The sequence below is a fragment of the Occallatibacter sp. genome (assembly GCF_049802275.1).
Lineage (GTDB): Bacteria > Acidobacteriota > Terriglobia > Terriglobales > Acidobacteriaceae > Telmatobacter.
In genome coordinates this window covers 1-1,575 of the sequence record NZ_JBARMD010000707.1, presented here as the reverse complement: position 1 = coordinate 1,575, position 1,575 = coordinate 1, and the positions used below count along the sequence as shown (strand labels likewise).

General features: G+C 58.8%; 3 protein-coding genes. All 3 read left to right on the top strand.

Annotated elements, in window-relative coordinates; all coding sequences use genetic code 11:
* On the top strand, window positions 1-223 hold a 223-nt coding region (gene rpsJ / locus WA354_RS23795), incomplete at its 5' end, for a 30S ribosomal protein S10 (protein ID WP_472815515.1).
* A 133-nt stretch (window positions 224-356) separates the two neighbouring features.
* Window positions 357-1,082, top strand: a complete 726-nt coding sequence (rplC, locus tag WA354_RS23790; protein ID WP_472815514.1) for a 50S ribosomal protein L3 — start codon at window positions 357-359, stop codon at window positions 1,080-1,082.
* 115 nt (window positions 1,083-1,197) lie between these two features.
* Window positions 1,198-1,575: 50S ribosomal protein L4 (gene rplD / locus WA354_RS23785; protein WP_472815513.1), on the top strand; the 378-nt coding region annotated here is incomplete at its 3' end.

Genomic DNA, 1,575 nt, shown 5'->3' with positions numbered 1-1,575 from the left:
CGGAGCCCAGGTTGCGGGGCCCATTCCGCTGCCGACCATGAAGAACAAGTACTGCGTGCTGCGTTCGCCCCACGTGGACAAGAAGTCGCGCGAGGCGTTCGAAATTCGCACGCACAAGCGGCTGATCGACATTCTTGAGCCGACGCAACAGACAGTGGATGCGCTGATGAAACTCGATCTTCCGGCCGGTGTGGACGTCGAGATCAAGGCGTTTGAAAAGTAGGCACCTGCGGTGCGGCCGACTGCGCCTTGCGGCGCAAAAGGTCGACAGCAGCAAAAGTTAAGAACGTTCGCAGCCCTCGCAGGGCTCCGGCAGTGCAGAGTCAAAGTGCTCTGCATGATGAGGTGAGGAAGATATGGCAGTCACAGGGATTCTGGGAAAAAAGATCGGCATGACGCAGGTCTTCGACGAAAAGGGCGATGTGCACCCGATTACGGTGTTGCAGGCCGGCCCTTGCGTGATTACGCAGTTGAAGACGCTGGCCAAGGACGGCTATGACGCCGCGCAAATTGGCCTGGTGGAGTTTATCAAGACGAAGAATGTGACCAAGCCCCAGGCTGGCCACTTCGCGAAGACAGAAGCACCTCCGGTCAAGGTCATCAAGGAAGTTGATGTCGAAGCTAATGCTGAAGGCGAAGTCCAAACCAAGGCCGGCGATCGTGTGCTGGTGGATATCTTCCAGGACGCAAAGTTTGTAGACGTGATCGGGACCTCGAAGGGCCGCGGGTTTGCGGGCGTTGTGCGCCGGCACAATTTTGGCGGCGGACCGAAGTCGCACGGACACATGTTCCAGGTGCAGGGTTCAATCGGTGCATCGAGCTTTCCGTCGCGCGTGTTTCCCGGGCAGCGCATGCCGGGGCACATGGGCGCGGCGCAGATCACGGTTCGTAACCTGCGCATTCGCGGCATCGATGTGGAAGAGAACCTTCTGATGGTCGAGGGTGCGGTTCCGGGATCGCGTGAAGGGTACGTGCTGATTTCGAAGGCGAAGACTCCGCCGCGCGAGCGCCGTGGATTTGCGGGTTCGGGTACTGTCGATCCGCTGAAGGCTTCGAAGAAGGCAACCGCGAAGAGAAAGTAAACAGCTTTCAGCTGTCAGCTCTCAGCTCGTTGGTTGCTGGAGCCAGGATGATTGCTTTACCGATGGAAGACTGATAGCTGAAAGCTGATAGCTGACAGCTCGTAGGAAGAAGACGATGGCAAACGTAGATGTTGTTAATCTGAACGGCGAAAAAGTGGGCTCGCTCGAGCTGGCCGATGCGGTATACGGCCAGGTGAACGAGGCGCTGCTGTGGGAGGCGGTAAAGCACTATCGTGCTTCGCTGCGCCAGGGCACGCACAAAACCAAGAGCCGCACCGAAGTGTCCGGATCGGGTAAGAAGTTGTGGAAGCAGAAGGGCACGGGCCGCGCTCGTATCGGCTCGGTGCGTTCGCCGCTGTGGCGGCATGGGTACACCGTGCATGGACCTCAGCCGCGTAGCTATGACTATGCGTTCCCCCGCAAGAAGCTGCAGGGCGCGCTGCGCTCAGCGTTGGCTTCGAAGCTTGCAGATGGCAAGCTGACTGTGGTGGAT

Coding starts and splice junctions, on each gene's coding strand:
- rplC (WP_472815514.1), top strand. CDS start 357: ATGGCAGTCACAGGGATTCTGGGAAAAAAGATCGGCATGACGCAGGTC.